The following is a 24277-nucleotide window of genomic DNA, read 5'->3' on the forward strand; positions in this document are numbered from 1 at the left end:
CACAGGTTCCGTAGGGTGATCCGTCCGGTCCTGGTGATCCTGCCCACGCTAGGGCTGGTCGCGGGGTTTGGAGCGCGTCTTGCGGGAGCCGGGCAATGGTCCGGGCCAATCTGGGCCGCGGCGACCGTCCCGGTCCTGGGCACCTTGCTCGTCGAGATCGTGGTAAGCCTCAGGCGGGGGGACGTAGGGCTCGATATCGTCGCCGCCCTCTCGATGACGGGTGCTCTTGCGTTCGGGGAGCACCTCGCGGCTGTTGTGGTCGCGCTCATGTATGCGGGCGGACAGTACCTGGAGAGCTTCGCCGAGCGCCGTGCCAACCGCGAGATGACGGCCCTTCTGTCGCGCGTGCCGCGCACGGCCGTCCGCCATCGCAACGGCAGGCTTGAGGAGGTTCCTCTCGACGCCGTCGAGATCAAAGATCGTCTGCTCATCCGCCAAGGGGATGTGGTGCCGGTGGACGGGGTCGTCGTGGAGGGTGTGGCTATCCTCGACCAGTCGGCACTGACGGGCGAGTCGATCCCCGTGCAGAAGTCAGCCGGTGAGCCTGTGATCAGCGGGGTGACGAACGTGGGCGGCGCCTTCGATCTGTCGGCCACGCATCGCGCCGCCGAGAGCACCTATGCCGGCATCGTCCGCCTGATCGAAGCCGCGCAAGCCTCGAAGGCCCCCATGGCGCGGCTCGCGGATCGGTTCGCCATAGCGTTCCTCGCATTGACGGTCGTGCTCGCCGGTGGTGCCTGGCTGTGGAGCGGCGATCCGATCCGGGCCCTGGCCGTGCTCGTCGTCGCGACCCCGTGTCCTCTCATCCTTGCCGTGCCCGTGGCCATCGTGTCGGGGGTATCTCGCGCCGCGAAGGCCGGTGTGTTGGTGAAGGGCGGGAGGGCACTGGAAGCGCTCGCCCGCGTGCGGGTGCTAGTCATCGACAAGACCGGCACCCTCACACACGGGCAAGCGCGGATCGTCGACATTCGCCCGGTGGCGGGACCATCCCCTGAGAAGCTTCTCCAGCTTGCAGCGTCGCTCGACCAGGCATCGAAGCACGTCATTGCGCGTGCTCTCGTCTTGGAGGCGCAGTCCAGGGGGCTCGATCTCCGGCCTCCCACGGACGTCGAGGAGATCCCGGGCGAGGGGCTGGAAGGGATCGTCGATGGCTGCCGTGTGGTTGTGGGGGGAGTCCGTTTCGTCTCGCAACGTGTTCCGAAGACCACTGGGGCGCTTGCGGACGGCCACTATCCCATCGGGTCGGTCGTGGTGGCCGTGGCAGTCGATGGCGAACCCGCTGGGCTCCTGATCCTGGCAGATTCACTGCGCTCGGAGGCCGCGCAGGTGATCCATAGTCTTCGTCGGTTGGGGATTATCCGCATCATCATGGCTTCGGGTGACCGCCACGACGTGGCGGAGGCGGTCACCGTCGGTTTGCATCTCGACGAAGTCCATGCCGATCTCACGCCGGAGCGGAAGATCGGCATCGTGCAGGACGAGAAGCGGCACGGACTTGTCATGATGATCGGCGACGGCGTCAACGATGCGCCGGCCCTTGCCGCCTCCGATCTCGGCGTCGCCATGGGCGCGAAAGGTGCCGCCGCGTCCGCCGAAGCGGCCGACGTGGTCCTTCTCGTCGATCGCCTCGACAAGATCCCTGCGGCGATCGAGGTAGCGCGCCGCTCCCGCCACATCGCGCTCCAGAGCGTCTATGCCGGGATCGGCCTGTCCGTCGTCGGGATGATCGTGGCCGGGCTGGGTTACCTGACGCCGGTGCAGGGAGCCCTGATCCAGGAAGCCATCGATGTCGCCGTGATCCTCAATGCCCTGCGGGCCTTGTGGGGATCAGAGCCATCCTGATCACGATCAGCGGCGCTCCTGCAAGAGTTCGATCTGGAGTTCCTGGATTTCCGCGAGCCGCTCCCATTGGCGCGTGATCAGGTGGTCGATCTTCTCGTGCAGGTGCCGGATTTCGAGCTCCGCCTTCAGGTTGACCTGATAGTCGTTGAGGGAGCGCAATCGATCCTTCGCCTCCTGGCGCCTCTGGCTCATCATGATGATGGGAGCCTGAACGGCGGCAAGGCAGGATAGGAGAAGGTTCAACAGGATGTACGGATAGGGGTCGAAGGCCGCAGGCCCGCGCGTGACGTTGAAGATGATCCACACGCCAAGCGCAAGGGCAAAGACAATGAGAAACGGCCAGCTTCCGCCGAAAGTGGCCAGCCCGTCCGACAGCCGCTCGCCGAGAGTGCGACTCTCGTCATAATTCTCCTCGACATTGGCTGTGACCGGGATGCCTTCGGCGAGGCTGCGCGCCACCTCCTTGTCGAGCCGGCTCAACTCCCCGCGTTCCTGGCGCAGGAGTTCCTCCACGTAGAGCAGGCGATATTGATCGACCGCGGCTCGGCTGACACGGCTATGATCCGTCAAGTTCGGGTGTTCCTGCCGGATCCTTTCCGCCAGGGCCGGATGCAACTGATCGATGAGGATGAACTCTCTCGGAGGGTAGGTTCTGCCCGTGATCGGACAGGTGCCGCTGGATGACGCTGCGTGGGAGGTCATGATCGCCGTTCCGCTGGTTTGGCATGGATCAAACCTAACGGCTCGACGAGGGTGTACCAAGATGCCATTCTCCTTAGCTGATGCGTCCTCGCATCCAGGAGGTTCCCTTGTCGCTTCGCCTCCACTTCCACGGCGCCGCCCGAACCGTGACGGGCTCCTGTTTCCTGCTCGAGACGGTAGCGGCCCGCGTCCTGATCGATTGCGGAATGTTCCAAGGATCGAAGGAGGAGAGGGAGCTCAATTACCAGCACTTCCCGTTCCGCGCGGCCGGCATTGACGCTCTCTGCCTCACCCACGCCCACATCGACCATAGCGGTCTCGTGCCGAAGCTCGTGAAAGCCGGGTTCGACGGGCCAATCTATGCGACGGCCGGAACGGCCGATCTTGCGTCCATCATGCTGCCGGACTCCGGCTACATCCAGGAGATGGAGGTTGACCAGCTCAACCGCCGCAACAGCCGCCGCGGGCGAGAGACGGTGTCCCCGATCTACACGGAAGAGGACGCCATTGCATGCCTTACGCAGTTCCGGCCTGTGGCTTACGGCCAATGGCAGGATGTCGCCCCCGGCTTCCGGGCCCGCTACTGGAATGCGGGTCATCTTCTGGGCTCGGCGTCTATCGAGATAGAGGTGACGTCCGGCGGCGACAGGAAGCCGACGCGCCTTCTGTTCTCCGGTGATGTCGGACCCGACCACAAGCTCCTGCAACCCGATCCTGACGGTCCCCGCAACCTCGACTACGTCCTCCTGGAATCCACCTATGGCGACACGGATCGCGCAGGCACCACCATCGAGAGCCGCCGCAAATTGCTGCGCGACGAGGTCCGCGCGGCCATGCATCCGAGCGGTGTGTTGCTCATTCCATCGTTCGCGGTCGAGAGGACGCAGGAACTCCTCGTCGATCTCATGGAACTGATGGAATCAGGCGAACTGCCGGACATCCCGATCTTCATCGACTCGCCCCTGGCCTCGAAGGCCAGCGGCATCTTCAAGAGGCATGCCGGAGAACTCAGGAACGGCGCCGACCTGGTTCAGGCGCTCGAGTCCCGATGGGTCCGCTTCACGGAGAGTGTCGAGCAGAGCAAGGCCATCGACCGCATTCACAGCTTCCATATCATCATTGCGGCGAGCGGCATGTGCGAGGCGGGCCGCATCCGGCATCACCTGAAGGCGTGGCTCTGGCGGGACGAGGCCACCGTGCTCTTCGTCGGCTTCCAGGCACAGGGCACGCTCGGACGGATCCTTCAGGACGGCGCCTCGAAGGTCCGGATCCACGGTGAGGAGGTGAAGGTGCGTGCCAAGATGCGGACGCTCGACCTCTATTCCGGGCATGCGGACGGGCCCGAGCTGAAGGCCTGGCTGGCCGAGCGCCTTCCGGTCCGGCGCGGGGTCTTCCTCGTGCATGGGGAGGATGCGCCCCTCAAGGCGCTGCAAGCGTCCCTTGCCGACCTCGACCACGTGCCACGCGCGACCATCCCGGAGATTGACGATGTCTATGATCTGGCGGGCGACCAGGCGGTCCGGATCGAGCGCCATGAGGAGCGTCTGCCGAGCGCAAGCGCCGGGCACCGGGACTGGCACAACGACTACGCGGAGCTGCTTCTTGAGATCAACGACGCCGTGGACGCAGCGGCCGGCAGGAAAGCAAAGGGAGTCATCATCCGGCGCCTCAGGGATGCCTTGAAGGATGGAGCCCGCGAATAGCCTCGGATCGGCTTTAAGATCTCCGTTTGGTTCCAAGTTGATCAGGATCAAGGTGCCGGAGCGAGTTCCCCCTACGCTCTGCCACAATGGCCTGTCCTGTTCGAGGCGCGGCCATACCCGGGAGGGACCCATGCTCCATCACGTCACGCTCCACCTGGCCCGCAGCAAGCAGTTTCCGGAGGGAAGCTCTCGTTATGGCTACGAGATCACCGCGCCGCTCGATACAGAGGGGCGCCTCGATCAGGACGAATGGGGAGCGAAACGGAACCACTGCCGGGTCAGGCGCTTCTGGGCGGACGAGGGCGAACGCCAGGGTGTTCTGGTCCATCGGCCGGGCGGGGCCGGAGGAGCGACCTGGATGATCGACTACAACCAGGATCGGCCCGGCGACGAAGAAGCGGGCTATCACCTGCATCAGCATCGTTTCATTGAGGGCGAGTATGTCACCATCGAGGACGATGACGGCAAGCCCTACACGTTCCAGGTCGTCTCGGTGACTCCGGCGGAACCCGGCATGGCAGGGGAGCAGCGATGATGAGGCAGCTCGCTCTCCTCCTTGTCGTCGCATGCGCCTCGTCGACCGCCCTGGCGCAATCAGGCCGGGTGCAACGCGGGTTTACGTTCGCGCAGACGAACTGCTCCCAATGCCATGCCATCGGCCGTGTCGGCGAGAGCCCCATTCCCGAGGCGCCGCCCTTCCGGGCCCTGCACACGCGTTATCCCGTCGAGGACCTTGCCGAGGCCTTCGCGGAAGGCATCACGACGGGCCACCCGTCCATGCCCCAGTTCCAGCTCGATCCGGCTCAGATCAACGACCTGCTCGCCTATCTGCAATCCGTTCAGGGATAGGTCCAGGCGCTCGATGATACGCCGAGGCCAATGGTTCGTGCGATTCCTGAGAAGCGACGCCAAGCCTGACATCACATCGCGGTGGCTATCGCCATGACTCCACCGAGGATGACCGCCGCGAGCGTGACTGTGGCAAACCGCAAGGCGTACGGGACTGGACCCGCAAAGCCTGCGTAAACGACGCGCATGACCGCGTTGACGGCAATCGCCAGGAGGATGGCCCGGGCCGCGGCCGGCAGGGAAATGCTGGTGCCGGCCAAGCGCTCGGCCGTCAGTGTCGCCACGTCAACATCCATGACGCCAAACACCCCCGACGTCACATAGATGCCGCCAGATCCGAAATGCTGCGTCGCCCAAGCGCTCAGAAGGGCGACGCCTGCAAACGCGCTTGCAAACAGAAGAAGCGGCCCCAGGTCGAACGTATTGCCGATTTCGGGATCGGGCGCCTTGGCCTCCCCAGGCTGGCGCAGCAGGATCAGGGCGCCGGCTCCGAAGGTGRCACCGCCGATAAGAGCCGGCACCGCGAAGTGAGGCACCAGACTTGGACGGACGATCACGACAATCGTGACGACCCGCGGCACCGAGACGAGACCCGCCAGAGAGGCGCCGGCCGCGAGGAGGCCCGCGGGCTCCCCGGCCGCGGCGCGGCGCGCAAAGGCCAAGGTGACTGCCGTGGAGGAGACAACGGCGCCCGCCAGAGCACTCAAAAGCACGCCCCGCGCCGGGCCCGCCACTTTTACCGCAACGTAGCCGGCATAGGAGATGCCCGCAGTCAGCACCGTGAAGAACCAGATCTCCCGCGGGTTCACGCCTCCCCAGGAATCGATGGTTGCGTTGGGCAGGTTCGGTAGGGCGATGACCGTCATGGCAGCGAGAAGCAGCGCAGAGCGCAACTCCTGCCAAGTCAGGCGCTCCAGGAAGCCATGCAGTGGATCGCGCAGGGTAAGAAGTCCGGCGGTCGCGACCCCAGCCGCAGCCGCAACTTTGGAATCACCTGCGACAGCCAGCGCCCCGAGGCCAAAGACCGCCAGCGCTGCCACGACGCCTGTGACGCTAAAACTCTCATCGGCCTGCTCCTCACGGACTTTGAACCACGCAAACACCGCGGCAAAGCCGAGAAACCCGACCGCCAGCAGCAGCGGGGCTCCGACGGCCTGCGCCAGAGCCGCAAAGACCCCTCCGAGAAGACCCGAGAGCCCGTAGGTGCGAACACCCGCCGTGCGGCTTCCGGCGGGAGCATCCCGCTCGCGCCAGCCTCTCTCGATCCCGACGACTAGGCCAATCGCCAGCGCAAAACCGAGACGCAGGATCAAGCTGTCAGTCATGAGAGATGCCGTCAGACCACCCGGCCCGTTCCCTAAACCACTCTCGAAGGCGCCGCAGGTGCAAGCGTTAGCAACGAGCCTGAGGGCACACTAGCGCACGACGAGGACAGGGATGTTCGAGTGTGCGAGCACCTTCATCGTCTCGCTCCCGAGAAGGAGAGCCGAGACCCCACCACGTCCATGCGAAGCCATGACGATCAGGTTGCAGACGTGATCCTCGGCCATGCGGATGATTGACCGATAGGGCGCGTCGTCCTCCATCTGAAGCGTCGTGGCCTCGACCCCCAGGTTGCGCGCGATTTCGGAAGCTTCGGACAGGGTACGGTCGGCCAGCTTCTGCATGTGCTCCCTGAACGAGTCCGACGTTTCCTCCAACTGCTCGGCCTCAAGGGCGAAGACATGGAAGCGCTCGGTGACCGTCAGGAGCAGGACGTTCGCACCCAGCGACTTGGCGAGGTTGACTCCGTGTTCGACGGCACGGGTCGCCAGGGATGAGCCGTCGGTGGCAATCAGAATGTTCTTGTACATGCGGACCTCCCTTGGTGAAGAGCGTGCGCGAATGCCGGACCTCTAAGGTCAGTAGGATAGGAACAGGGGCACCGGGGTGTTCCTGAGCAGGGACTGGGTCGTGCCGCCGAGCACCATTTCGCGCAGGCGTGAATGGACATAGGCGCCCATGACGATCATGTCGGCCCGCGTCAGATGAGCATGGTTGCGCAAGGTCTCGGCCACATCCCCGTCCTTGGCCGGCAGCACCAGGACATTCACCGTGAGACCATGGCGGGTGAGATGCGGAGCGATCTCCACGCCGGGCAGCAGAGTGTGCTCCAGGTCCTTCTCGCCCGTGACGCTGACCAACTCGACTTGAGTGGCGGCCCGCAGGAACGGCAGGGCGTCGTTGAGGGCACGTGCCGCCTTGGCGCTGCCGTCCCACGCCACGACGATCCTGCTTCCCGCGAAGGCCTCGCGATCCTGTGGCACGACGATGAGAGGCCGACCGCTGTCCATGAGCACGGCCTCGATCAGTCCCCGGTCGACGGCCAGGGCAATCGGCTCCGCGTCGAGGATCGTCAGGTCATGGGCGCGGGCAAGTGAGGCAAAGCTCCTGATGAGGGCCGGGTAGGCAAGCTGCGGCGCCTGCGTGGTGCAGGCGAGGCCCGATGCGGCGGCGGCCCGTTGCGACGAGTCGGCGACCGCGCGCGCAAGCGCATTCAGCCGGCGGTTCTCGGCGACCACCAGCCCTTCGGCGAAGGCGCTGATGAAGGCGTGGGTCAGAGTGAGCTTCAGGGAGGCAGCCTGGATGGTGACATGGGCGTTCGCCTGCCGGGCGAGCGACAGCCCGTAGGCCAGGGCGGACGAGCGTTCCTCGGCATCCCCTTCTTCCGTAATCCCGATCAGGATGCTGCGAATGTTCTGGAGCATGGAATCCTCCCTCTCGACGTGTCGCTCTGTTTTTGAATCTGATGACATCTGCTTTCGTCCTCCATCAGGGGATCAGGACCGCAGCCCCTTGAAGCCGTCCTGATCGCRGGTCGTCCAAGGCTTCATTGGCGGCCTCCAGGGGATAACGGACCGTCTGTGCTCTGATCCGGGCCTTGGGAGCGATCACCAGGAAATCCAAGGCATCCTGACGGGTCAGGTTGGCGACGGATAMGATCTGCCGCTCCTCCCAAAGAAGCCGATAGGGGAATTGCGGAATGTCGCTCATGTGAATGCCGCCGCAAACGACGCGGCCGCCCTTTCGCACGGCGCGGAGCGCCAGAGGCACGAGATCGCCCACGGGCGCGAAGATGATCGCCGCGTCCAGACGTTCGGGAGGCTCCTGATCGGAGCCCCCGGCCCAGGCGGCGCCGAGCGAGCGGGCAAAATCCTGCGCCGCGACATCGCCCGGGCGCGTGAAGGCAAAAATGCGCCGCCCCTGCCAGGTGCAGACCTGGGTGATGATATGAGCCGCCGCGCCGAACCCGAAGATGCCGATCCTGTCGCCGGGACCGGCGGCCACCAGCGAACGCCAGCCAATCAATCCGGCACAGAGGAGCGGAGCCTGGGCAATGGGATCATCGTCCTCCGGCAAGCCGAAGGCGTAGGCCGCATCGGCTACTGCATGGGAAGCGAAGCCGCCGTCGCGGGTGTAGCCCGTAAACAACGGTTCGTCGCACAGGTTCTCGTGTCCCGCGATGCAGTAGGGGCAATGTCCGCAGGTATGGCCGAGCCAGGGAATGCCCACGCGCTCCCCCAGCTTCCGATCGCGGACACCGGATCCGAGCACCTCCACCCTTCCGACGATCTCATGGCCGGGGATGATTGGCAGCTTGGGATTTAGAAGATCGCCATCAACCACGTGAAGGTCGGTGCGGCAGACCGCACAGGCCTCCACCGCAACGCGGATCTCGCTTGATCCTGGCAACGGCAGCGGGCGCTCCTCCATGATCAGAGGTGTGCGGACCTTGTGGAGGACCATGGCTTTCATGGCACCGCCTCAACCGAACGCGGCTTCCGCCCGCTTCCTGAGCGCCTCGATTTCGCGAAGGTAGGATGCGCGCCGCTTGCAATGGGTCTGCCACAGATCGGCGATCAGTTGGTCCTTGCGGGCGTTGTCCATTGGCCTGCTCTCAATCACCAGCAGATTGCTCCCGTGGGCGACATCCAGGTCAGCCAGGATTGCGAGCAGAGTCTGAAGCTTGGGGAGGATGTCCGGATCATAGACCCGGTCACCCTTCCGCTCACCTGGAGCCTGCAAACGCTCATCACGGACGATCATGGAGCCCTCCGCTGTMGTTCCGGTTCGTGAAAAGCTCGCTCGCGCCCTGTGATGGTACGCGAAGATCGGGCTGGATGCCGTCGGAAAGGCGCGGCCGCTTGGCGTTTAACCGAGGGGCCATTCTCAATGAACCTGCACAGATCATGGATGGCTTTGTCCAACGCGGCATTGATCTAAATCAAAGTGGTTGGCTGAGAGCGAAGCCATCATAGGTTGTCAGCTCGATAAGGTCCGTCTGTTGTGAGGACGCCGCCATGGACTCAGGTATTCGCGAAGAGATCCTGTCCATTCTCGATCGTGCGAACGACATGACGATCGCGACGATCCGCCAGGACGGATACCCGCAAGCTACGACGGTCAGCTACGCCAACGAGGGGTTGGACATCTACTTCGGATGTTCGGAGGATTCCCAGAAATCCCGGAACATCAGTCGCAACGGCAAGGTGTCGCTCACGATCAACCTGCCCTACGCGAACTGGGGCGAGATCCGCGGCGTCTCGATTGGAGGTCATGCAAACCGCCTCACGGACCCGGACGAAATCGAGCAGGCGGGGCGGCTCCTGCTCCAGAAGTTCCCGCAGGGGATCGCAGAATATGCCTCGGGCGCACTGATGGGCGTCGCGTTCTTCAAGGTCGTCCCGAAAGTCGTCTCCGTCCTCGATTACCGTAAGGGCTTCGGCCACACAGATCTCGTCAGCAACGATCTCGGCCTGACGCCTGCATAGACTCATCGTCCGTGATCGCCTTCAGCGACGTCCCCCGTCGCTGGCCGGGGGATGCCGAGCATCAAGCCATTTGATGTGTCCTGTCCGCCCGACGCAAATTCGACCAGGCACGGCAGCCGTGGCTCAGTCAGGGACGGCGCGGGGGCAATGCTGGCTCACTGATGAATGGCGCGGCAACAGGCGCAGACGCCGTGCCAGCCCTCTTGCATAAATATCAGTATATTCTAAATTAGAAATATCTTATTTTCCTGAGGCGTGCGTATGACCCGTGTGGAACTCGATCTGGAGTTATTTGAAAAGAAGGCGACCGAGGTCGCGGATATCCTGCGAGCGCTCGCCAACGAGCGCCGTCTGATGATCCTGTGCAAGCTCGTGGAGTGGGGCGAGGCCAATGTGACCTCCCTGAACGAAGCGGTGAGTCTGTCGCAGTCGGCCCTGTCGCAGCATCTGGCCAAGATGCGGGATGAGGGCATCGTCACCACCCGGCGCGAGAGCCAGACGATCTGGTACCGCATCGCCGACCCCCGCATCGAGCAGCTCTTCGGCATGCTCTATGAGCTGTATTGCAAGCCGGCCAAGACCAACAAGTCCCGCTGATCGGAGTTGATCATGGACAACTTCACTCCCGTCTCCGCTCTCATCGGCGGTCTTCTGATCGGCGCATCCGCCGCTCTGTTCTTGGTGTTGAACGGACGGATCGCGGGCATCAGCGGCATCCTCGGCGGCCTAATCCCGCCCGAGCGCGGCCAAGCCGGTTGGCGCCTCGCCTTTTTGGCCGGGATGTTCATCGCGCCGCTGGCCTATGTCGCGTCGGGCGGGTCGCTGCCAGCCATTAAGCTCGATGCCTCGTTGTCGCTTCTGGTCGTCGCAGGCCTGATCGTCGGCTTCGGCACGCGTCTGGGGGCAGGCTGCACCAGCGGCCACGGCGTCTGCGGCATCGGCCGGGGCTCGCCGCGTTCCATCGTGGCGACGCTCGTCTTCATGGCTACTGCCATCGCCACGGTTTTCCTCGCCCGTCACGTCATCGGGATGTGAGCCATGCCCCTGATCGTTTCCGCCTTCGCGTCCGGCCTGCTGTTCGGCCTTGGGCTGATCGTTTCGCAGATGGTCAACGCAGCCAAGGTGCTCGGCTTCCTTGACATCTTCGGCAACTGGGACCCGAGCCTCGCCCTGGTCATGGGCGGCGCCGTTGTGGTGTCGGCGCTGGGCTATCTTGTCGCCAAGCGCCGCGGCGTGCCCGTGCTGGCGCCGCGGCTGGAGATCCCGACCCGGCGCGACCTCGACCCGCGCCTGATCGGCGGTGCCGCCCTGTTCGGCATCGGCTGGGGCCTGGTCGGCCTGTGCCCCGGGCCGGCCCTGGTCGGCCTGACCTTCGGCCCGTGGCAGGTGTTCGTCTTCGTCGTTGCCATGATCGCCGGCATGGCAGTCTTCCGCCTCGTGCCCGCCGATTGGCCGCAGGTCACCTTCCGCCGCGAAGCCCCCCGCATGGATGGCTGAGGCTCAAGCCCGCCAACCCGGATCTCAAACACTGCGTCATTCCCTGAGAACAGGAGCACGCGTTATGTCTGCTCAGACCTCGTCACCCTTGCACGGCCGCCCCATCGTGAAGGGCTTCTACGAGAAGCGCACCGGCAGCGTGCAGTACGTGGTCGCCGATCCTGAGACGAAGCAATGCGCGATCATCGACCCGGTGCTCGACTTCGACCCGAAGTCCGGCGCGACCGCCACGATCCAGGCCGACGAGCTCCTCGCCCACATCGAGCGTGAAGGCTACACCCTCGAATGGATCCTCGACACGCATCCTCATGCCGACCACATCTCGGTTGCAGGCTACCTCACGGACAGGACCGGCGTACCCACCGCCATCGGCGAGAAGGTGGTCGAGGTGCAGAAGCTCTGGAAGGGCCTCTACAAATGGCCCGACAGTTTTCCGACGGACGGTTCGCAGTGGGACAGGCTGTTTGCCGACGGCGAGCGGTTCAAAATCGGCAACCTGTACGTGGAGGTGATGTTCACCCCCGGCCACACGCTGGCATCCATCGCTTACGTGATCGGTGACGCCGCCTTCATTCACGACACACTCTTCATGCCCGACAGCGGCACAGCCCGCGCCGACTTCCCCGGGGGCTCCGCCAAGGCGCTGTGGCAGAGCATCCAGCGCATCATGGCCTTGCCGGACGCCACCCGCCTGTTCACCGGGCACGACTACCAGCCCGGCGGGCGCGAGGCGCAGTGGGAGAGCACGGTCGGGCAGCAGCGGCGCGAGAACAAACACTTGGTGAAGGCGAAGACGGAAGAGGACTTCGTCGCACTCCGCGAGGCGCGCGACCGCGAGCTGCCGATGCCCAAGCTCATTCTGCATTCGCTGCGGGTCAACATCCGCGGCGGCCGCCTGCCGGCACCGGAGAGCAACGGCAAGCGCTACCTCAAGATCCCCCTCGACGCGCTCGACGGCGCCCCCTGGGACGAGTGAAGGAGACGATCATGACGAAGTCGGCAAAGGACCTCGTGGCCGAGGCCAACCAGACGGTCGAAACTCTGTCGGCCGAGGACGCCGTGAAGCTCGTGGGCGGCCCCGGCGTGGTGCTGGTGGACGTCAGGGAAGGCGAGGAGCTGCAGAAGACCGGCAAGGTGCAGGGCGCGGTGCATGTGCCCCGCGGCTTCCTGGAATTCCAGGCCGATCCGGCCAGCGCCTCGCACAAGCCGGAACTGGGCGGCGGCAAGCGCCTGGTGCTCTATTGTGGCTCCGGCAGCCGTTCGGCGCTCGCGGCAAAGACCCTAAAGGAGATGGGCATCGGGAACGTGGCGCATGTGGCGGGCGGCTTTGCGGCCCTCCAGCGGGCGGGCGCGCCCATCGAAGAGGGCCGCTGAGCCACACTGACCGGTCGCTCAGCCCCGGTGCTCGCGCACCTGGTGGGCGATGCGGTTGAGATGATGGTCGTGGATCCCGAAGCCTTCCAATCCATGGATGGTGTCGAAGAGGTAGTCCCGGCAGGAGCCGAGCGCCCCGCAGGCGGTGGCGATCACCCGGGCCGTATCGGCCTCCGAGGCGGACCGGACATAGTTCGGGGCCTTGCGGTTGATCGTGAAAGCGATGCCGAACGTGTCTTCAGGCAGGTCGGGGCCGTGCAGCCTGACCCAGCGCGGCACATAGGCGCCCGTCACCATCTCGCGCCGCCAGACCAGTTCCAGCTCGGCCTCCGCCTCGGCTCGGGCGATGCGGAAGGCCACGCCCCGGCAGGAGCCGCCGCGGTCGAGCCCAAGCACCAGGCCGGGGGCCTCCGGGGTGCCGCGCCCGATGGGCGTGGACAGGCAGAACTCGTGGTGCCAGCCCCGGATCAGGACCGGCTTCTGCTCGACATGATGGAAGGCCGGGTTCCAGATCAGGGAGCCATAGCCGAACAGCCAGACATCGCCCGGCGCGGGCTGCGCGGCCAGGGTCGCCTGGAGGGATGCATGCCGCTCGGCATCGCTCAGCACGGGCAGATTGGTCCCGGAGCGGGCGATCATCTCATGCACGAAGCCATCCCGGAGGGTTTCCCGGATCAGGCGATGAGACCGCTTCGGCGCGGCAGATCCTTCCATTCCAATCTCCACTGGGTCGGCACTCACGTGGCCGTGGGGGCCGGTTCCCTTCGGCTCTCTGCATGCCATCGGCCGGTATGTAAGTCTTGGGGGGCTGGGATGTTCATGCCGCCGGCGCATGGCAGTGTCACGCATGGTGCGCCGGCTCGAACAAGTGACGCCCGGTCGACCGTCGGGGAGTTATTGGGGCGCGAACGGGTTCCTGAAACCGCCAGCCCGCGCCGGCGCCTTGGGCGGGTGGTGCTTGGCGAGGTAGTCGAGGATCAGGTCGCGGTCGGCGCCCTGGATGTCAGGCATGCTGTGCCGCTCCGTCATCCAGGTCATCGTCTCGTCCCATCTGTCCCGCGTCATGCCCTGGTTCGACACCAGCCTGTAGCCGTGGCACGCAGTGCACAGGCCGAACGTCTCCTCGCGGCCCGGCCCTTCCGGCAGGTCCTCAACCTGCTCGTCCTTGGGCGTAAAGGCGGGTGCAGGCCCCTGCTGAGCCTGCGCGGGAATGAAAGAGGCCGATGCCGCCAGGGCAAGCATCGGCAGCCAGGGAAACAGACGCACGATCAATGCCCCTCAACCTACCAGGACGGCCACGCGGTGCATGGTGTTGCCGCCATAGCCCTGCGGGTTCCAGTTATGGGCGACGGGCGGCTGCATCCGGCCGTTCGTGTCCGTGGCGCGTGTCCAGATCTCATAATAGCCGTCCGACGGCAGTTGCAGGGTCGCCGTCCACCGGTTCCAGTCGTAGCGGTTGCGGGGCGGGGCCAGCGTCGCCTGCGTCCAGGTCTGGCCCGCATCCGTGGAGACGTCGACGCGGCTCACTGTGAGATCGCCGGCCCAGGCGGCGCCGCGCAGGGCCACCTCCCGCGTGCCGGCCGGCAGCCTCGTGCCGTTGGCCGGGCTGGTGATGATGCTGCGCACCGGCATGGATTCGAGGATGCGGAAGTCCTTCTCGTCCGCCTTCCCGCCCGGCACCATGGGCGTGTTCGGCACCCGGTAGGAGGTGCCGGTCATGCCCTGGCCGTCATGCTCGCGGTCCCGGATCGTGATCCGCGTCAGCCACTTGTGCGACAGCGATCCCGGCCAGCCGGGGATAACCAGCCGCAGCGGCCCGCCATGGATGGTGGGCAAGGGCTCGCCGTTCATGGCGTAGACGATCAGGCTGTGCGGCTCCATTGCCTTGGCAATGGGCATGCCGCGGGAGAGCGAGTCCTTGGTCGTGTCACCCGACAGGTGCGGGTCGGCGCCATAATGGGCGGTGTACTTCGCTGTGTCCTTCAGCCCCGCGGCCTGGAGCACCTCGGTGAGCGGGATGCCGGTCCACTCGGCACAGCCCGCGCCACCGTTGGTCCATTGGTTGCCTCTGGCCTGCGGCTGGAAGAAGGAGCGGCCATTGCCGCCGCATTCGAGCACCATGCGGTAGGTCTTGGGCTGGAAGCGGGATTTCAGCTCGGCCAGCGTCAGCTCAAGCCTGTTGTTCACCTCGCCGTCGACGGTGAGCTTCCAGGCATCCGGGTTCGCCGCCGGCTCGGGGATCTGACCGTTGTTGCGGATGAAGAACTTCGAGATAGGGGTGGTCTCGTCATCGAGCAGGTGCTCGGGCGTCTCGGCGACCAGCGGCCGCTCCCCGAGTACGACGAGACCCTTCTCCTTGCCGGGATAGTCGAGGGCCTGCGGCCCTGAAGGCTGGGCAGGAGCACCCGATGCGGGAGCCCCCTGTGCCATAGCTTCCGGAATGATTGAGCCTGACAGGTTGGAGGAGAGGGGCGCAACGGTGGCCCCGAGGCCCACGAGGCTGACGCTGCCGAGGAAGCTGCGGCGGCTAACTCCTCCAGGCTCCTGAGGCTCCGGGTTATTGATGGGTGGTTCTTGGGGCGACCGCTTGATTTCGCGTGTCATGGCGTTCCTCCACATGCCCCCGTCGCGCCAGGCCCGTGGCCGCAGCGTCGTTTGCCGCATGGTAGGACACCAAGCTTAGCCTGTGAAGACAAGGCGGCAGTGCAGGGCCGTGCTGATCCCGGTCGATCCCTGTAGCCGTTTCATCGACATCTGCTAGAGGAAGCATCTGATCCCATCCAAGAACCGGGAGAACAACCCCGGCGAGGACATCCCCTTGGCCCTTGTTGCTCTCGGCACATCGTTCTGCATCGCGCTGGCAACGCTTATCTCCGCCGAGGTGGTGAAGGCGGTCGGCGGCCCCATGGCGCTGTCGCGCTGGCGCATGCTCATCGGCTTTCTCATGCTGGCCCTTATCGCAACAGCCGTTGGACGTTGGAGCAGCCTGACGGGCAGCCACCTCCCGCTGATCGTGCTGTCGAGCCTTGTGGCCATCGTCGTGGCGGACCCGGCGCTGAACGCGGGCATCGCCCTCATCGGAGCGCGGCGGACTGGGCTGATCTTTTCGCTGAGCGCGCCTTTCGCCGCGGGGTTGGGATTTTTGGTTCTCGGGGAGACGCTGGGCCCGAGCCAGCTGGTCGGCTGCGCCCTGGTAGCGGGAGGGATTGCCTTCGCCGTCGGCTTCAGCCGCAGGCCGGCGACTTCAGGCACCGGGTCGGACCGGAACGCATCCGTCCATGCCGAGGTCCGGCTGTCGGCCGCGGGCGTGCTGCTGGCCGTGCTCGCCGCCTTCGGCCAAGCGGTGGGTATCCTCTCCATGCGGCCCGTGATGCTCGACAACCCGGATCCGTTTGCGGTGATGGCGGCCCGCGGGCTCGTGGCCGTCGTTGTCCTTTGGGCTTGGCACCTTGCGTCCCCGAAGACGTGGAAGACCGGCATCGCCGTGCCGGACCGAAAAACCCTGGCCCGGGTCTCGCTTGGGGTCTTCATCGGCTACGTGGTTGGGATGTCGATGCTCATGGTGGCCCTGACCGGCACCAGCGTGGCCGTCGCCTCGACCCTCTCCTCGATGGCGCCGGTCGCCATTCTGCCGATGCTGTGGCTGCGCACAGGCACCAGGCTCGCGTGGCAGGCCTGGTGCGGCGCGTTCGTGACGGTTCTTGGCACCGCCGTCCTGTTCTGGCGTTAGAGGGCTCGGAGGGGCAGGAACGGCCGCCCGCCCTTCACTAAAGACATCAATCAAACAGGTTCAGGACGATCAGGTACTGGACGACCGCTTGTTCGAGGTGGCCTCCAGCTGGGGCCGCAAGGCCTCCAGGTTGTAACCAGCCTCCGATATCGTCTTCAGGATCTCGCTGGCCGAGAGGCGGTCGCTGGCCGCCAGCGCCCACAGGGTCGTTGAGCGCGTCCCTGTGCGGCAGAAGGCCAGCGCTGGCTTCGCGGCCCCGCCGAGGGCCGTGCGAAACGCCTCGACCTGATTGTTGGAGATCTGGCCGGAGACGGCCGGGATGGGTTGGTACGCGAGGCCCAGGCGCTTCGCGGCAGCCGCAAGCTCATCGCTTCGGGGCTGATCCGGCGCCTCCCCGTCGGGACGGTTGTTGATGATGGTCTTGAAGCCCGCCGCCGCGGCCTGCTCAAAATCCTGTTCGGTCAGTTGATGGGCGACCGAGATGTTGGGCGTCAGCTTGGTGACCTTCACGCGACGTCTCCTTTCATGGGGTTGAGAACTGCCGGACCCAATTCTGCAGGGTGGACAGATTGGCCAGCCCCGCCTGCCGGGCGACAACGGAGCCTTTCTTGAGGACAAAAAGGGCCGGAATGCCCTGAACGCCAAGCCGCCCGGCCAGTTCCGGCTCGTTGTCCACGTTGATCTTGACGAAGCGGGCCTTCGGTTCGAGCTCCTTCGCCGCCCAGAAATCGGCGATCACCGGAATGTCGCTGCGCTCGGCGTGACGCTGGAAGCGAACGCCGCTAAGCTCGATGGGATGACCCTCAAAGAGCTTCGCCTTGCAGCTGCCGCAGACCGCCTGCGACGCAGGCCGGTCCCGCGGCACGCGATTGACTGCATCGCAGCGGGGGCAAACCACATGAAACGACTTCGACATGGACCACCTCAAATCTTTTTACCTCAGAGCAGGTTGAGGCTGCGCACCAGCATGTAGACCGCCACAACAAAGATCAGGCCAGCGAACACCGTATTCAGTGCACCTTTCCTGCCCGCAAGCAGCTTGGCGGAGCGCGTACCGAGCAGGCCACCCAAGACGCCGCCGGCAATGAACAACGCCGCCAGGGGCCAGTCGATCAGGCCCGACAGGGCATAGTTCGACGCCGTGGTCAGCCCAAAGGCCGACACCGCCACGAGGGACGAACCGACGGCATTGAGGATCGGCATGCCGGTCGCCATGATCAGCCCCGGCACGATCAGGAAGCCGCCGCCGATGCCGAAGAACCCCGACAGGGCGCCTGTCGCTAGGCCGATGCCGACGAGCTTCGGGAAGTTGTCCCGCCCGAGCTTAACCGACGCGTTGCCCTCGCCGGAGCGCTTTCGTAGCATTAGAGCGCCGACGATCATCATCAGCACGGCGAACAGCGCGAGCAGCTTCTGCCCGTCCATCATCTTGCCGAGCGTCGAGCCGCCGAACGCGCCGATCACGCCTGAGACGGCAAAGACCAGGGCGCAGCGCCATTTGACGGTTCCGCCACGGGCATGGCTGCCGAGGTTGGCCAGGGCATTCACCGCCACCGCAACCGCGCTCGTGCCGATGGCCACATGGGGGTTGGTCACACCGACCAGATAGACGAGCAGCGGCACCGCCAGGATTGAGCCGCCGCCGCCCACGAGGCCAAGCGTGAAGCCGACGAGCGAGCCCGAGGCAAGGCCAAGGGCGCTCTGGGTGAGCGACAAATCCATCATGATCTCCTGCTAGAGCCGCTGCACGGGTTGTTAAATGCGTCAGGCGTGCTTGGGTTGGGCATAGGCGGCCCGGTTCCAGGGGGCCCTCTTCAGGATCCGGGCCATGCCGCAGAACCCGGTGATGCCCGCCATCGTCAAGCCGGCGCCGACGAACGCCGGGATGGCAAAGAACCAGGGCGACACGAACAGGCCCAGCATCGTGCCGAGGAAGGCCATGCTGCCGGCCCCGATCTGCACCTGGCGCTGAAGTTCAAGCGGCTGACGGCGGTCGACGGCCACCGTCAGGCCCGCCTTCTTCCAGGCGTCGATCCCGCCCTCAACGATGAAGGCCTCGCAGGCGTTGCCGACCTTGGCGGCAAGGCGGGCCGCGTTGCCTTGGGTCCGGGCGCCACTCCTGCAGTGGAAGATCACCCGCTGGCCTTCGGACAGGGCGAGGTCCGTCCGGTCCAGCCGGGACAGGGGTGCCAAACGAGCGCCAGGGATCTTCTCCCGGGCATGCTCGTCGGCCTCGCGGATGTCGACGAGAAGGGCGCCTTGGTCGAGCAGGCGTTTGGCTTCGATGGGGCTGAGGGTGGCAAGCGGCATGGCGGGTCTCCGATGTGGGGCAGCCTTGAAGACAGCCCGCGCTTCTATTAGGTATTGCTTATTTAGTGATTGCTTATATATTGTCAACCACAACGGCAACGAACCATTGAGGAGGTTCAGACCATGTCAGGCCAACCCATCATCCGGGCGTTCTTCGACGAGCCCACCAACACCGTCAGCTACCTCGTGGCGGATCCGGCGACCAAGAAGGCGGCGATCATCGATCCGGTGTTCGACTACGACCACAACTCGGGCACGGTCGACACGCGCTCGGTCGAGGCGATGCTCAGGGCGGCAGAGGAGGCGGGCTACACCGTCGAATGGGCGCTGGAGACCCACGCCCATGCCGACCATCTGTCGGGTGCGCCCTACATCAAGGCAAAGACCGGTGCGAAGATCGGTATCGGCGAGCACATCAAGGACGTGCAGAAGATCTTCCGTCCGATCTTCAACGCCACCGACCTCAACCCGGATGGCAGCGACTTCGACCACCTGTTCAGGGACGGTGAGCACTTTACCATCGGCGAGCTCGACGTGGAGGTGCTGCACACGCCCGGCCACACCCCGGCCGACATCTCGTACAAGGTCGAGGATGCGGTGTTCGTCGGCGACACGATGTTCATGCCCGACTACGGCACCGCCCGCGCCGACTTCCCCGGTGGCGACGCCCACAAGCTCTATCACTCAATTAAACGTCTGCTGGCGCTTCCGCCCGAGACGCGGCTGTTCATGTGCCACGACTACAAGGCGCCCGGACGCGACACCTATGCGTGGGAGACCACGGTCGCTGAGGGGAGGAACAATGTGCATCTGAAGGACGGCGTCACGGAGGAGGAGTTCGTGGCCATGCGCACGGCCCGCGACGCGAAGCTCGCGGCGCCACGTCTCCTGCTGCCCTCGATCCAGACCAACATCCGCGCCGGCAAGTTCCCGCCTGCGGAGGCAAACGGTGTCCGCTACCTGATGATCCCGGTGAAGCTGAAGGGCGGGGCCGAGGACGTCGTATAATAAGAGGAGCCCCGGCCTTGGCGACGGCCGGGGCCAGTCACCCACTGAGATCAAACCTTGAGGGTATGACCATGTCAGGCACACGGCAGGAGCATTGGGACAAGGTCTTCGCAACCAAGCTGGAGGAGGCGGTCAGCTGGTTCCAGGCCGTGCCGGAAACCTCCTTGCGTCTGATCCGAGCGTGCGGTCTTCCGAAGGAAGCGGTTATCCTCGATGTCGGAGCCGGGTCATCCCGCCTGGCGGACACCCTCCTGGCCGAAGGGTACTCCAACATAGCCTTGTTGGACGTCGCGGCCGCCGCCCTGGAGCGGACCAGAGCGCGCCTTGGCGGCAAAGGGCGCTCGGTTCGCTTCATTGTCGCCGACATTGCGGCTTGGCGCCCCGACGTCGCCGTTGACCTCTGGCACGACCGGGCGGTCCTGCATTTCCTGACGGAGCCGCGGGACCGGGCAGCTTACGCAGATGCGCTTCGCCAAGCGGTGAAACCCGGCGGCTACGTGCTGATTTCGGGCTTTGCGCCGACCGGGCCCGAGCAGTGCAGCGGTCTGCCAATTCTGCGGGTGGACCCGGGCGCGATTGCAACCCTTCTCGGACCTGGCTTTGATCTTCTGGATGCTTTCGAGGAGGACCATCAGACTCCGTCTGGCAGTCAACAGAGGTTCGTGTTTACCCGGTTTCAACGGCATCCTCCGCTGGGCAGGGTCGCCTGAGCCTGGAAGCTAACTTGCCGCCGACCTGATTGCCCGGACTCGATGATGTGCTCCCCGGATGGGGCGATGCCGCCGCCTCCAGAAAGGTCGCGACGATGCGCTCACGAGGCACCACCCGGTATCGGTGCGGCCAGCCGCAGGATCCGCATGGCCGCGAACTCTGCGGGGCGGAACTCCTCTCGGTCGCCGATCAAGGCAGGGCGTACGATGGTCAGGAATGGGAACCTGACGCCCGTATCGCCTCCTCCACCTCACCTTTGACCCGGTTGTAGAAGAGGCGCGAGCGGCAGTGGCCCCGTTGCGGAGTTCAACCAAGGTACGCGCATCATGCTGCCAAGCGAGCCACGCGATGGCCAGCGAATACTCGTGGGCGCCCGGCAGAAGGCCTCCTGTGAGACTGCCTGGCAGATTGTGATGCCGGCCAAGATGCAGAGCGATCCATTGAGGACCCAGGAGGCCCGTCGGTTGCGTCGCAAATTCTGAGCAGGACGAAAGGGGAGCTAAAGTTCTCTGAAGCGCTCATGCGGCGAGCAGGTCGAACTGCTCCGCAAGTGACAGGTTCAAATTGCAGGCGTACTTCGCCTGTCCTTTCCGCATCATGTGGACCATTTCGATCCCGTCGAGGATGACGCGGGCAGTGGCAAGAGACTTGAAACCAAGCATGGGTCTGACCCGCCGCTTGATGGCACGGTGGTCCTGCTCAATGCGATTATTCAAGTAGGCGCTTTGCCGGATCCGGATCGGCTTGATCCGACCTCTTGACCAATCCTGCAGACGGCCTTCGGCATCACACGACAGGATCGCCTCGCGGTTGGTCTGACTGCCATCGATCACAATCCTCTCAGGTCGGCCATGCCGCTTGAGGGCCTTTTGCAGAAACCGTTTGGCCGCAGCCAGATTGCGCCGCTCGCTGAACCAGAACTCGACGGTGTCGCCGTTGCTGTCGACAGCGCGGTAGAGATAGCGCCACTGGCCCCGGACTTTGATATATGTCTCGTCGACATGCCACTTGGCGGTGACGGTTCGCTTTCGCTGATTGAACCGCTTCAGCAGTTCGGGTGAGTACCGGATGACCCAGCGATGCACCGTCGCATGGTCGACGGAGATGCCTCGCTCAGCCATCATCTCTTCCAGATTCCGGAGACTGAGATTGTAGGCCAAATACCACCGCACACAGAGTAGGATCACGGATTGATCAAAATGCCTGCCCTTGAACATGCTACCCTCCGTCGCTGAACCGGGAGAGCAGTAGCTGAAACTCTGAAACAAACGGTTTGCGACGGAACCGGTCAGACTGCCTCGCTGACGCAGACTGGCGTCGTACTTGGCCCAGTTTGTCACCCGGTATCGCTGCTTGGGGATGCGGTGACGGCGAGCGGCATTGGCCTTGAAGGGCATGGCAGATGTCCGACAGGAGGGGCACGGTCCTCCTATGTCGCCCGGTTCCGGTTACGAACTCGCCTATTCGTGCAACAACGCGAATCACTGATGAAGCCGGGATCAAGGCCGTGTGACTCACCGGAAGTGTCGTAATACAAGATTCCAGTTGAGAAGTAGTTCCTGTCCATGCCACAAAGCCCTATTCACGCGGGGGCGAGAACGTGGCGGTACTGCTGTATCAGTTGGCTATTGTCGTGACATTGGTCCTCACACGGGTTGTGGCTCCGGCCCGACTTTCAACAGCCGCCCTGATCTGGACTGTCCTGACGCTACTCAACCTGTTTTGGCCACCGCTGATAATTTTGCAATTGCTCGTGATCTGGGGCACTTTCGCCCTGCTAGGTGGACTCAGGCGCAACTCGGATAACGGCGGCTCGCAATCCGGGCAGCCGAAGAGTAAAGACTCAAGCGCCTCTGCCATCCAGGCATCGCATGATGGAAACAATCCTGTCTCCGTCTTGGACCGCATCAATACCGCAGCGAATGCCACCTCTCGTTCTGTCGAATCCGCTGCATCCGGCCTTGACCTTCTGGATAAGAATATCGAGGAGGCCAAGGCCAAACAGATCGCGCGTCAAAAGATTGAAGAAGCGGTCTATATCAGGGAACTCCATGAAAATGCCGCTGAGGAAGAGGCGCAGCGCCAGAAAGCTCTTGAGAAAAGGCTGTCAGCCGATCCTGAATTGAAGCAGTTGTACATCGAAAACTACAACCGGCTGCAACCCGTTATGCAGCAATTCAACGAACGGCATGTCCAGAACAAGCTCGATGCGCCGTCTCCACCCGTATCATCACCCCGCCCACGCGAGGTCCGATTAACAGAGCAAGGTAGGGCGCTTGCCGCATTATTATTAAGCAAGCAACAGCCCCAGCCACCGGCTGCAACAGGTTCGTCGAATGCGACTGTCGGTTTGCCTGCCCAAGCGGGAGAAAGCTCGTCTCGGCCGGACGTAGAAAGGCAAGAAATAATGGAAGCCGCAATCGCGCTGAAGATTCCTTTGCTCTTGCATTTTACCCGTGCTCGTAACTTGGAATCTATCTTCAAGCATGGCTTGTGCTCAAACGCCACGTCCCGGGTACTGGGTATCAAGCCCCATACAAATGACCCACTCCGCCTCGATGGTCATACGGATGCGATCTCGTTGTCGATCTCGTTTCCCAATTACAAAATGTTTTACAAGTATCGGCAGGAGGAGCCCAATGAGGATTGGGCGGTCCTAGTGATAGGACCAGGCATACTTTGGCAGAAGAAATGCGCCTTTTGCCAGCGCAATGCCGCCGATCACCGTATCCGACAGCGGTCGGCCTTCGATCTCATGAATGCTGATGCGCTTCGCGGCATGTTCGAGGAATTGGAAGGCATTCCCTCACGCCAGGAACAAAGATTGGAGGGGCATGATCCCACCGATCCCCAAGCCGAAGTCCTAGTCTTTGAAACCATAGAGCCGGACTTGCTTGAATATGTCGCGTTCGAGAGTGATGAGATCATGAGCAAGTATTCTCATCTGATGGACAATCGACGGATGTGGCGTGTTGGTTCCAAGAACAGAGGAATCTTCGCAAGTCGAAGCTTTGTGCGAAAGGCATACAATTAATCAAATGGCACAGCGCCCCCTCTTTATTCCCAATTTCGACGGCGGCACGTTGGTACGCACCGAACGCGTCACGTTCGAATGGTTCCCAGGGATGCACTTTTCCCAGAAGCAGCGTTCGATTGACTCCCTGCACGCCTCCGCGATGAAGTTGAAGGGTATCGAGAGGGTGCTTGAGGTGTCCAGCAAGTCGAGGGAAACGTTGGGAATCGATCTCAGCGCCTTCAATCTCAGGTTCGCAACGCCCGACCAGTTCATGGAACTCAGCGTGGAATGCGCCTTCCAAGGCAGTAAGGTATTCGAGAAGGGTGGTCCTTTTACGGACCTCTACCGGAAGACATCCCGTGAAGCGAAGAAGGACGACCGTATCCGGTCGTCTGGGCGACTGACCGGCTTCCGGTTCGTGGACGTGGACTGGCCCCTTGAGCCTCAGACGGCATTTTATGACTGGCTTTACATTCGCGCACTGACGCAGAACCCGGAACTGGCCGAGAGCGTTCTCGATTACTCGGCGTTCACCGATATTGAGTTCAATCCAGAGAAGTCGATCAACTGCCAAGCTTACGCGGTCGCGCTATACGTCTCCCTGCACAAGCGCAGGCTCCTGAAAGAGGTCACAGACCACAGGGAGGCTTTCCTTGAACTAATCCGGGGTCGTCCTATCAGCAACGCTAGACAGAACGAAGACAGGCAAGGACTCCTCCTTTAA

At 63.9% G+C, this 24277-nt stretch carries 29 protein-coding genes; 15 read left to right on the top strand and 14 right to left on the bottom strand.

Features of this window, described 5'->3' with window-relative positions:
• The first annotated feature begins 15 nt into the window (after nucleotides 1-15).
• Entirely contained in the window at nucleotides 16-1842 is a 1827-nt protein-coding gene (locus ACXJKO_RS04395; protein ID WP_457089865.1) for a heavy metal translocating P-type ATPase, read from the top strand.
• A gap of 6 nt (nucleotides 1843-1848) precedes the next feature.
• Here ACXJKO_RS04395 and ACXJKO_RS04400 read toward each other — a convergent pair whose 3' ends face one another.
• Nucleotides 1849-2544, bottom strand: coding sequence for a DUF1003 domain-containing protein (locus tag ACXJKO_RS04400; protein ID WP_457089866.1), 696 nt, complete (start codon nucleotides 2542-2544; stop codon nucleotides 1849-1851).
• 80 nt (nucleotides 2545-2624) lie between these two features.
• Between ACXJKO_RS04400 and ACXJKO_RS04405 the strand changes: the two genes are divergently transcribed.
• The 3 genes from ACXJKO_RS04405 (at nucleotide 2625) to ACXJKO_RS04415 (ending at nucleotide 5096) form a co-directional block, all read left to right on the top strand.
• Complete coding sequence (locus tag ACXJKO_RS04405; RefSeq protein WP_457089867.1) at nucleotides 2625-4247, top strand: MBL fold metallo-hydrolase; 1623 nt, start codon at nucleotides 2625-2627, stop codon at nucleotides 4245-4247.
• A 130-nt stretch (nucleotides 4248-4377) separates the two neighbouring features.
• Nucleotides 4378-4782: a hypothetical protein gene (locus ACXJKO_RS04410; RefSeq protein WP_457089868.1), complete on the top strand. Its 405-nt coding sequence runs from the start codon at nucleotides 4378-4380 to the stop codon at nucleotides 4780-4782.
• On the top strand, nucleotides 4782-5096 hold the full coding sequence (locus ACXJKO_RS04415; protein WP_457089869.1) for a c-type cytochrome: 315 nt from the start codon (nucleotides 4782-4784) through the stop codon (nucleotides 5094-5096). Before ACXJKO_RS04410 ends, ACXJKO_RS04415 begins: the two co-directional genes overlap by 1 nt.
• A 71-nt stretch (nucleotides 5097-5167) precedes the next feature.
• On the opposite strand, the gene ACXJKO_RS04420 is transcribed toward ACXJKO_RS04415, so the two are convergent.
• The 5 genes from ACXJKO_RS04420 to ACXJKO_RS04440 all read right to left on the bottom strand — a co-directional run bounded on the left by ACXJKO_RS04420 (nucleotide 5168) and on the right by ACXJKO_RS04440 (nucleotide 9182).
• On the bottom strand, nucleotides 5168-6421 hold the full coding sequence (locus tag ACXJKO_RS04420) for an MgtC/SapB family protein (RefSeq protein ID WP_457089870.1): 1254 nt from the start codon (nucleotides 6419-6421) through the stop codon (nucleotides 5168-5170).
• A 90-nt stretch (nucleotides 6422-6511) separates the two neighbouring features.
• On the bottom strand, nucleotides 6512-6949 hold the full coding sequence (locus ACXJKO_RS04425) for a universal stress protein (RefSeq protein ID WP_457089871.1): 438 nt from the start codon (nucleotides 6947-6949) through the stop codon (nucleotides 6512-6514).
• A 48-nt stretch (nucleotides 6950-6997) separates the two neighbouring features.
• Nucleotides 6998-7843 (bottom strand): universal stress protein, encoded by an 846-nt coding sequence (locus ACXJKO_RS04430; protein ID WP_457089872.1) that lies wholly within the window; start codon nucleotides 7841-7843, stop codon nucleotides 6998-7000.
• Nucleotides 7844-7907: 64 nt separating this feature from the next.
• Nucleotides 7908-8891 (bottom strand): zinc-dependent alcohol dehydrogenase family protein, encoded by a 984-nt coding sequence (locus ACXJKO_RS04435; RefSeq protein ID WP_457089873.1) that lies wholly within the window; start codon nucleotides 8889-8891, stop codon nucleotides 7908-7910.
• 9 nt (nucleotides 8892-8900) lie between these two features.
• A complete protein-coding gene (locus tag ACXJKO_RS04440; protein ID WP_457089874.1) occupies nucleotides 8901-9182 on the bottom strand; it encodes a hypothetical protein in 282 nt (93 codons plus the stop codon).
• Between the two features lie 254 nt (nucleotides 9183-9436).
• Here ACXJKO_RS04440 and ACXJKO_RS04445 point away from each other — a divergent pair, with 254 nt between their 5' ends.
• From ACXJKO_RS04445 to ACXJKO_RS04470, 6 genes are all read left to right on the top strand, one after another.
• Nucleotides 9437-9907 carry a pyridoxamine 5'-phosphate oxidase family protein gene (locus ACXJKO_RS04445; RefSeq protein WP_457089875.1) on the top strand — a complete coding sequence of 157 codons (471 nt, stop codon included), beginning with the start codon at nucleotides 9437-9439 and terminating at the stop codon, nucleotides 9905-9907.
• Between the two features lie 261 nt (nucleotides 9908-10168).
• Entirely contained in the window at nucleotides 10169-10504 is a 336-nt protein-coding gene (locus ACXJKO_RS04450; protein ID WP_457089876.1) for an ArsR/SmtB family transcription factor, read from the top strand.
• 12 nt (nucleotides 10505-10516) lie between these two features.
• Nucleotides 10517-10942 (top strand): YeeE/YedE family protein, encoded by a 426-nt coding sequence (locus ACXJKO_RS04455; RefSeq protein WP_457089877.1) that lies wholly within the window; start codon nucleotides 10517-10519, stop codon nucleotides 10940-10942.
• Between the two features lie 3 nt (nucleotides 10943-10945).
• A complete protein-coding gene (locus tag ACXJKO_RS04460; protein WP_457089878.1) occupies nucleotides 10946-11404 on the top strand; it encodes a DUF6691 family protein in 459 nt (152 codons plus the stop codon).
• Between the two features lie 64 nt (nucleotides 11405-11468).
• Nucleotides 11469-12380 carry an MBL fold metallo-hydrolase gene (locus tag ACXJKO_RS04465; protein WP_457089879.1) on the top strand — a complete coding sequence of 304 codons (912 nt, stop codon included), beginning with the start codon at nucleotides 11469-11471 and terminating at the stop codon, nucleotides 12378-12380.
• Between the two features lie 8 nt (nucleotides 12381-12388).
• Nucleotides 12389-12778 carry a rhodanese-like domain-containing protein gene (locus ACXJKO_RS04470; protein ID WP_457089916.1) on the top strand — a complete coding sequence of 130 codons (390 nt, stop codon included), beginning with the start codon at nucleotides 12389-12391 and terminating at the stop codon, nucleotides 12776-12778.
• An 18-nt stretch (nucleotides 12779-12796) separates the two neighbouring features.
• Here the strand turns inward: ACXJKO_RS04470 and ACXJKO_RS04475 are convergent, their stop codons facing one another.
• The 3 genes from ACXJKO_RS04475 to ACXJKO_RS04485 form a co-directional block, all read right to left on the bottom strand.
• Nucleotides 12797-13492, bottom strand: coding sequence for a gamma-glutamylcyclotransferase (locus ACXJKO_RS04475; RefSeq protein ID WP_457089880.1), 696 nt, complete (start codon nucleotides 13490-13492; stop codon nucleotides 12797-12799).
• 180 nt (nucleotides 13493-13672) lie between these two features.
• Nucleotides 13673-14044, bottom strand: a complete 372-nt coding sequence (locus tag ACXJKO_RS04480) for a hypothetical protein (protein WP_457089881.1) — start codon at nucleotides 14042-14044, stop codon at nucleotides 13673-13675.
• A gap of 12 nt (nucleotides 14045-14056) precedes the next feature.
• Nucleotides 14057-15382, bottom strand: a complete 1326-nt coding sequence (locus ACXJKO_RS04485) for a molybdopterin-dependent oxidoreductase (RefSeq protein ID WP_457089882.1) — start codon at nucleotides 15380-15382, stop codon at nucleotides 14057-14059.
• Nucleotides 15383-15596: 214 nt separating this feature from the next.
• Between ACXJKO_RS04485 and ACXJKO_RS04490 the strand changes: the two genes are divergently transcribed.
• A complete protein-coding gene (locus ACXJKO_RS04490; RefSeq protein WP_457089883.1) occupies nucleotides 15597-16508 on the top strand; it encodes a DMT family transporter in 912 nt (303 codons plus the stop codon).
• 69 nt (nucleotides 16509-16577) lie between these two features.
• Here ACXJKO_RS04490 and ACXJKO_RS04495 read toward each other — a convergent pair whose 3' ends face one another.
• From ACXJKO_RS04495 to ACXJKO_RS04510, 4 genes are read right to left on the bottom strand one after another with little or no spacing between them, the layout of a single operon-like run.
• The gene (locus ACXJKO_RS04495) at nucleotides 16578-17018 is read right to left on the bottom strand and encodes a TIGR01244 family sulfur transferase (RefSeq protein ID WP_457089884.1); all 441 of its coding nucleotides are present in this window, start codon (nucleotides 17016-17018) and stop codon (nucleotides 16578-16580) included.
• A 13-nt stretch (nucleotides 17019-17031) separates the two neighbouring features.
• Nucleotides 17032-17424, bottom strand: a complete 393-nt coding sequence (locus tag ACXJKO_RS04500) for a thioredoxin domain-containing protein (RefSeq protein ID WP_457089885.1) — start codon at nucleotides 17422-17424, stop codon at nucleotides 17032-17034.
• Nucleotides 17425-17447: 23 nt separating this feature from the next.
• Nucleotides 17448-18230: a sulfite exporter TauE/SafE family protein gene (locus ACXJKO_RS04505; RefSeq protein ID WP_457089886.1), complete on the bottom strand. Its 783-nt coding sequence runs from the start codon at nucleotides 18228-18230 to the stop codon at nucleotides 17448-17450.
• A 42-nt stretch (nucleotides 18231-18272) separates the two neighbouring features.
• Nucleotides 18273-18818: a rhodanese family protein gene (locus ACXJKO_RS04510; RefSeq protein ID WP_457089887.1), complete on the bottom strand. Its 546-nt coding sequence runs from the start codon at nucleotides 18816-18818 to the stop codon at nucleotides 18273-18275.
• A gap of 123 nt (nucleotides 18819-18941) precedes the next feature.
• Here ACXJKO_RS04510 and ACXJKO_RS04515 point away from each other — a divergent pair, with 123 nt between their 5' ends.
• Nucleotides 18942-19826: an MBL fold metallo-hydrolase gene (locus ACXJKO_RS04515; RefSeq protein WP_457089888.1), complete on the top strand. Its 885-nt coding sequence runs from the start codon at nucleotides 18942-18944 to the stop codon at nucleotides 19824-19826.
• A 71-nt stretch (nucleotides 19827-19897) separates the two neighbouring features.
• Nucleotides 19898-20536 (top strand): class I SAM-dependent methyltransferase, encoded by a 639-nt coding sequence (locus ACXJKO_RS04520; protein ID WP_457089889.1) that lies wholly within the window; start codon nucleotides 19898-19900, stop codon nucleotides 20534-20536.
• Nucleotides 20537-21055: 519 nt separating this feature from the next.
• Here the strand turns inward: ACXJKO_RS04520 and ACXJKO_RS04525 are convergent.
• Nucleotides 21056-21754: an IS6 family transposase gene (locus tag ACXJKO_RS04525; RefSeq protein WP_457089890.1), complete on the bottom strand. Its 699-nt coding sequence runs from the start codon at nucleotides 21752-21754 to the stop codon at nucleotides 21056-21058.
• A gap of 383 nt (nucleotides 21755-22137) precedes the next feature.
• On the opposite strand from ACXJKO_RS04525, the gene ACXJKO_RS04530 reads away from it, so the two are divergent.
• On the top strand, nucleotides 22138-23571 hold the full coding sequence (locus ACXJKO_RS04530; RefSeq protein ID WP_457089891.1) for a DarT ssDNA thymidine ADP-ribosyltransferase family protein: 1434 nt from the start codon (nucleotides 22138-22140) through the stop codon (nucleotides 23569-23571).
• Nucleotides 23572-23575: 4 nt separating this feature from the next.
• A complete protein-coding gene (locus tag ACXJKO_RS04535) occupies nucleotides 23576-24277 on the top strand; it encodes a DarT1-associated NADAR antitoxin family protein (RefSeq protein ID WP_457089892.1) in 702 nt (233 codons plus the stop codon).

Source organism: Microvirga sp. P5_D2 (assembly GCF_054049475.1).

Excerpts from the sequence above, each read along its gene's own strand:
- ACXJKO_RS04525 (WP_457089890.1), bottom strand. The coding sequence starts at position 21,754 with ATGTTCAAGGGCAGGCATTTTGATCAATCCGTGATCCTACTCTGTGTG.
- ACXJKO_RS04505 (WP_457089886.1), bottom strand. The coding sequence starts at position 18,230 with ATGGATTTGTCGCTCACCCAGAGCGCCCTTGGCCTTGCCTCGGGCTCG.
- ACXJKO_RS04425 (WP_457089871.1), bottom strand. The coding sequence starts at position 6,949 with ATGTACAAGAACATTCTGATTGCCACCGACGGCTCATCCCTGGCGACC.
- ACXJKO_RS04520 (WP_457089889.1), top strand. The coding sequence starts at position 19,898 with ATGTCAGGCACACGGCAGGAGCATTGGGACAAGGTCTTCGCAACCAAG.
- ACXJKO_RS04485 (WP_457089882.1), bottom strand. The coding sequence starts at position 15,382 with ATGACACGCGAAATCAAGCGGTCGCCCCAAGAACCACCCATCAATAAC.
- ACXJKO_RS04405 (WP_457089867.1), top strand. The coding sequence starts at position 2,625 with ATGCGTCCTCGCATCCAGGAGGTTCCCTTGTCGCTTCGCCTCCACTTC.
- ACXJKO_RS04430 (WP_457089872.1), bottom strand. The coding sequence starts at position 7,843 with ATGCTCCAGAACATTCGCAGCATCCTGATCGGGATTACGGAAGAAGGG.
- ACXJKO_RS04465 (WP_457089879.1), top strand. The coding sequence starts at position 11,469 with ATGTCTGCTCAGACCTCGTCACCCTTGCACGGCCGCCCCATCGTGAAG.
- ACXJKO_RS04535 (WP_457089892.1), top strand. The coding sequence starts at position 23,576 with ATGGCACAGCGCCCCCTCTTTATTCCCAATTTCGACGGCGGCACGTTG.
- ACXJKO_RS04400 (WP_457089866.1), bottom strand. The coding sequence starts at position 2,544 with ATGACCTCCCACGCAGCGTCATCCAGCGGCACCTGTCCGATCACGGGC.
- ACXJKO_RS04510 (WP_457089887.1), bottom strand. The coding sequence starts at position 18,818 with ATGCCGCTTGCCACCCTCAGCCCCATCGAAGCCAAACGCCTGCTCGAC.
- ACXJKO_RS04445 (WP_457089875.1), top strand. The coding sequence starts at position 9,437 with ATGGACTCAGGTATTCGCGAAGAGATCCTGTCCATTCTCGATCGTGCG.
- ACXJKO_RS04455 (WP_457089877.1), top strand. The coding sequence starts at position 10,517 with ATGGACAACTTCACTCCCGTCTCCGCTCTCATCGGCGGTCTTCTGATC.
- ACXJKO_RS04500 (WP_457089885.1), bottom strand. The coding sequence starts at position 17,424 with ATGTCGAAGTCGTTTCATGTGGTTTGCCCCCGCTGCGATGCAGTCAAT.
- ACXJKO_RS04460 (WP_457089878.1), top strand. The coding sequence starts at position 10,946 with ATGCCCCTGATCGTTTCCGCCTTCGCGTCCGGCCTGCTGTTCGGCCTT.
- ACXJKO_RS04410 (WP_457089868.1), top strand. The coding sequence starts at position 4,378 with ATGCTCCATCACGTCACGCTCCACCTGGCCCGCAGCAAGCAGTTTCCG.
- ACXJKO_RS04515 (WP_457089888.1), top strand. The coding sequence starts at position 18,942 with ATGTCAGGCCAACCCATCATCCGGGCGTTCTTCGACGAGCCCACCAAC.
- ACXJKO_RS04475 (WP_457089880.1), bottom strand. The coding sequence starts at position 13,492 with ATGGAAGGATCTGCCGCGCCGAAGCGGTCTCATCGCCTGATCCGGGAA.
- ACXJKO_RS04440 (WP_457089874.1), bottom strand. The coding sequence starts at position 9,182 with ATGATCGTCCGTGATGAGCGTTTGCAGGCTCCAGGTGAGCGGAAGGGT.
- ACXJKO_RS04415 (WP_457089869.1), top strand. The coding sequence starts at position 4,782 with ATGAGGCAGCTCGCTCTCCTCCTTGTCGTCGCATGCGCCTCGTCGACC.
- ACXJKO_RS04450 (WP_457089876.1), top strand. The coding sequence starts at position 10,169 with ATGACCCGTGTGGAACTCGATCTGGAGTTATTTGAAAAGAAGGCGACC.